The organism is Falsihalocynthiibacter sp. S25ZX9 (genome assembly GCF_041205405.1).
GTDB classification, from domain to species: Bacteria; Pseudomonadota; Alphaproteobacteria; order Rhodobacterales; family Rhodobacteraceae; genus Falsihalocynthiibacter; species Falsihalocynthiibacter arcticus.
Genome location: NZ_JBGFCD010000042.1, coordinates 1 through 4,889 on the forward strand (window position 1 = coordinate 1; position 4,889 = coordinate 4,889).

The following is a 4,889-nucleotide window of genomic DNA, read 5'->3' on the forward strand; positions in this document are numbered from 1 at the left end:
GGTCAGTGCGATCCGCACCGCATCTTCCCTAAATTCGTCTGTTCGTTTCAGTCCCATGCTCAGTCTCCTTTGTTGCAGTAAATGCTATCAAAGGAGCGGCATCAAACCGTGACAGGTCCATCAAGCCGTATCCCTGCACGTTGCGCAGATATAAAAAACACAAGCCAAAGCTCCACGTGTGCTTGTTCCCGGTCAACCGTTCCCGCCAATCTCTTCGTTCTCTTCGCTCAAAACGGGGTTGTAGCGGTAGCACGTCTCACTGATTTGAAATGCACGCTACTTGTAGAAGCTCGCGCTGTTCATTCCATGCTAGCGGCACAGTTCAGAGACCGGCACACCACTCTCCGCCTGATTCAAAATGCTCATGATCTTTGCGTCGCTGTATCGTGTTGTCTTCATCAGAAATCTCCTCAGATATCTTGCCGAGAAAATTCGACTTTTGAACACCTCTAATTATTGGGAGGATTACCTGATTACGTTGGTCAGGTCAGGCCTGAGAAAGCAACTATGGTTGATCCGTGGAAAAGCAAGCTAACACGGATCGATCGCATTCCGTTTTTACGTTTCTCGCTCCAGGCCGCTATCAGGTTTTGCAGCCTGAACCTCCGCTTGTGACCCGAAGCCCAAAAGCTGTGCTGTAATTCCCCGCATAATCAGCATCAATAAGTGATCTGACACAAAACTTGGCCCGTATACCTTCTGTTACTTAGGGAGTTACAGGCCATGAACTATATCGTGCTATCCAATCAGCTGCCCGAAGCGGATGATTTACCCGCGCCCACTTATGATGAGGTGAAAAGCGCACTTGAAATTATCAAGCGCAGCAGTGTGTTGAGATTGGATGACGATCTCAGCGGGTCGATACGCAGCTACAGAGCCGATCTAAACAGAAGCTACCCAGAACAATTTGTTCCCGATGCAGCTTACAAGGCAAGTATGCCCGATCTGCAGAACGGGCCATCGAGCCTGATAAAGGGTGCCAAAACTGAAATCCAGCATGTCGGCATTTCAAACTTTCGCCTTCCGCTGAAGTGGCAGACCCGCGCTGGCGGACAGTTGGTGCTGGAGACGTCGGTAACCGGTTCGGTCTCCCTTGAAGCCTCGAAGAAGGGCATCAATATGAGCCGGATTATGCGCTCATTCTACAGTCATTCTGATGAGCCCTTCGACCTTGCACGGATAGACCGGGTTCTGAAAGGTTATCTGGATGATCTCGAGAGTCTCGATGCGCGGCTACAATTGAGCTTCCGTTACCCGTTGCTGAAGCGCTCACTGCGCAGCAATCTTGATGGTTTCCAGTATTATGATGTCGCGGTTGAGGTGATCCGGCATGGGCCGGAAAGCACGGGTATCATTCACTTTGATTATGTCTACTCGTCAACATGTCCGTGTTCCTTGGAACTGTCCGAGCATGCGCGCAAAAGTCGTGGCCAGATTGCAACCCCGCACTCGCAGCGTTCGGTTGCACGTATTTCTGCAGTGATTAAGAACGGTCAATCCCTTTGGACTGAAGACCTTGTGGAGCTGTGCGTTGCTGCTATCCCAACAGAGACACAAGTGATGGTAAAGCGCGAAGACGAGCAAGCCTTTGCAGAGCTCAATGCCTCCAATCCAATCTTTGTTGAAGACGCTGTTCGGCTGATTTGCGAGGGTCTGGAGCGAGAGGATCGCGTCGGTGACTTTCGCGTGGTTGCCAGCCATCAGGAGTCGCTGCACAGCCATGATGCCGTGTCAATTCTCACCAGCGGCCCCACATTTCAGCAAGTCAGCTACGATCACCGGATGTTCGCGTCTCTTTATCATATTGGCTAACGTTTCGCGCCTTACAACGCAGATTTGTGATGGCCAGTGAGATGGCCTCCGCCGTCAAGAGCGATCATCTGCCCCGTTATCCCTCTTTGGGCAATCAGGAAGCGAACGGAGGCACACACTTCGGACAACGTAGCTGGCCGTTGCAATGGAAGGCAGGCACAACGGGCGCGGAACTCTTCTTCTGTCTGCCCCACCTGAGGCAGGATGGGACCTGGTCCGATTGCATTGACCCTAATCCGAGGCGCAAACTCTTGGGCTAAGGCCTGGGTCAGGGCCCACAAACCTGTTTTCGAAAGGGTATAGGTCAAATGACGCGGCGTTGGATTTAGAACGCGGGAGTCGATCACATTAACGATGATCCCACCAGCGCTTTCTGATAGCCGCTTGGCGAAATGCTGGCACAGGATCAATGGTGTTTTGACATGGATATCCATGTGGCGCGTAAAGGACTCTGCGGTTGCCGATGACAGATCGTCCCATTCGAATACGGAGGCATTGTTGATCAATACACCGATCGGTCCGAGCAGATTTTCTGCACGTTCAATGAGGCTATTCACATCTTCTTCAAGCGACAGATCTGCTTGCACGATTTCGGCGCGCCCACCGCCCTCTTCTATGGCATTCTTGACCTGAATGGCAGCGTCCTTCGAACCATTGTAGTGGATGACAACCGGCCAACCTGCGGCCGCGAGGTCCACGGCAATTGACCGCCCCAACCGCTTGGCTGCGCCCGTGACCAAGACAGCGCAAGATTGCGGTGTCGGTTGGCCTAACGCGTCGGGGAAATGAATTTCATCTACTTTGGTGGATTGTGATGTCATCGATTCACTATGTTTCATTGTGTTAATCATTCGATTTTGGGCCGTTCGAGATATAGATGCTTTATGGTATTACGTGGTGGTGTCCCGAACGGATCACATTTACGAAATGCCTTGCAAGAACAAAGTGGAGACCTGGGTCGGCACGGGAGTTTTGGTCCGCTTCGGGCTGTGGTTTCAAAGGGTCGCCGCAACACATGCTTCAAATTTCTCTTCTGGGGTTTGGTATTGCAAGGGCTTTCTTGGCCGCTCGTTAAGCTGACGTGCGACGGCGCTGAGTTTAGCTTGCCTAAAACCCGATATATCAGTGCCTTTGGGGAAGTACTGTCTGAGAAGGCGGTTGGTGTTTTCCTTGCTGCCCCTTTGCTACGGCGATTGAGGGTCGCAGAAGTAGACGTCGATTTGTGTCGCTACTGTAAAGTTTCGATGCCCAGCCATCTCAGATCCGCGATCCTATGTCAGCGATATGTAAAGCTCTTTAGGCAGCTTTCGCGCCTGTTTAATAAGGGTAGTTATGACGCTTTGGGTGTCCTTGTTCTCTACTTTTGCCAGCATCACAAAATTCGAATGCCGCTTAACCAACGTGGCGATATAGCTGTTGTTGGATCCCACAATCAGATCGCCCTCAATTAGCTTGCATCACCGAGAGGCCCAATGGCCTGGGACAGCGCGATTTTCACCCTCAGCTGGGCGTTCACTTATCGGAATTGCATTCTTGATTCTGAGCCACCCTGCGATTTTCTGCGGTGACCATTTCCGACGCAGCTTGCGCGCTATTAACAAGCACAAAGGTCGTTGAATGAGAGCTTACACAACTTGGGCCGAGTTGCGCAGTCCCAAGCGCGCAGGTCTGAGGGGGCGGCGCGATAAGCGTGTCGTCCGCCATTCCTGCGAACCTCGCGGCTGATTGTTGAAGGCTACCGGTTCAGGATTTGCGCGATTGAACGAAATGACCGTTTTGTGACAAGCCCACGGGAAATCTCTTCCCGTTCCATGAGGCTCAAAGCACATCGTTACCGCGTGCGATCAGCGGGTCTGATCCCACCAAATCGCGCCAAATGAGGGAAGATCGAAGACGACACACGATTGAAGTGACGCCCAATCGAACTCATAGACTCTCCGCGCTGCCAGCGATCCCACATCTCGGACTTCTGCTTGTCCGCATAAAACGTTCGCGGGCGATACTTCGTGATAAACACTCCATCTTTCTCAAAGATTAAAGTGTTACGTCAACCGGTTGAAACCACGCTGCAAAATCGCCGTTCGTGGTGGGGCGGCCCAAGGCCCGACAATTTGAAGGATCTACGATTGCTGTTCGATGTCTCTTTAAGGAGTGTCTGAGGGAACTGAATTACACCGCTACTCTCACTGTGTGGCACGGTCTTTGAGCTACATAAATAGCAGCCTCACTGGCTTAGTACAGCCGAGCTCGAATTAACCCGATAGCACCATTTTCGGCAATTGGAGCGACGGATTGACGCAATAGAGATCCATGGGAGGCTTGCTTCCGTATACTTTAAAAGGAGTACGTTCTAATGGGTATCCCAAAGATTAAGACACTTCTAATCGTTGAAGATGACGATGCGCTTCGTGATCGCCTAGCCAAAGCGATGGATCGACGCGGGTTTGTGACGAAAACATGTTCCAGCGTTGCTGAGGGATTGCTCGCTATTTGCCAAGGGATGCCTGATTACTTGATTGCCGACTTAAAACTATTGGACGGTAGCGGTCTTGATGTCGTGGAGTTTTTGAAAGAGCGCAATCCAAAATCAAGCGCCGTCATTCTGACCGGTTTTGGCAACATTCCTACGGCTGTTGCTGCAGCACGCATGGGAGCCGTGGACTACATAACCAAGCCCGCGACTACCTCCGAGATCGTCGATGCACTGATGACGCCTTCGGATCAAAGGCCACCCGCGCCCGTAAACACTCTTTCACCAAATGAGGCTCGCCTTGAGCATATCGAGTGCGTCTTCCATGAGGCGGGCGATAACGTTTCGCAGGCGGCACGTCTTTTGAGCATGCACAGGCGCACTCTGCAACGAATTCTCAAAAGTAACGGAGTATTAAAAAATGCGGCGCAGTGAGACAGACCTGATTGGACCTGTCACGGTTTGATGCCGCTCCTTTGATAGCATTTTGGACCTGTCACGGTTTGATGCCGCTCCTTTGATAGCATTTACTGCAACAAAGGAGACTGAGCATGGGACTGAAACGAACAGACGAATTTAGGGAAGATGCGGTGCGGATCGCACTGAC

The 4,889-nt window shown here is 51.6% G+C and carries 3 protein-coding genes and 2 pseudogenes; 2 read left to right on the forward strand and 3 right to left on the reverse strand.

Features of this window, described 5'->3' with window-relative positions:
* Positions 1 to 124: 124 nt before the first annotated feature.
* Positions 125 to 399 (reverse strand): annotated as a pseudogene (locus AB9F29_RS21010) (transposase); the annotation flags it as partial.
* A gap of 324 nt (positions 400 to 723) precedes the next feature.
* Between AB9F29_RS21010 and folE2 the strand changes: the two are divergent.
* Complete coding sequence (gene folE2, locus AB9F29_RS21015) at positions 724 to 1,812, forward strand: GTP cyclohydrolase FolE2 (protein WP_369757136.1); 1,089 nt, start codon at positions 724 to 726, stop codon at positions 1,810 to 1,812.
* 11 nt (positions 1,813 to 1,823) lie between these two features.
* Here folE2 and AB9F29_RS21020 read toward each other — a convergent pair whose 3' ends face one another.
* The gene (locus AB9F29_RS21020) at positions 1,824 to 2,651 is read right to left on the reverse strand and encodes an SDR family oxidoreductase (RefSeq protein WP_369757137.1); all 828 of its coding nucleotides are present in this window, start codon (positions 2,649 to 2,651) and stop codon (positions 1,824 to 1,826) included.
* Positions 2,652 to 2,807: 156 nt separating this feature from the next.
* Positions 2,808 to 3,772 (reverse strand): annotated as a pseudogene (locus AB9F29_RS21025) (IS30 family transposase).
* Positions 3,773 to 4,165: 393 nt separating this feature from the next.
* Here AB9F29_RS21025 and AB9F29_RS21030 point away from each other — a divergent pair.
* A complete protein-coding gene (locus tag AB9F29_RS21030; RefSeq protein WP_369757138.1) occupies positions 4,166 to 4,717 on the forward strand; it encodes a response regulator transcription factor in 552 nt (183 codons plus the stop codon).
* Positions 4,718 to 4,889 lie beyond the last annotated feature (172 nt).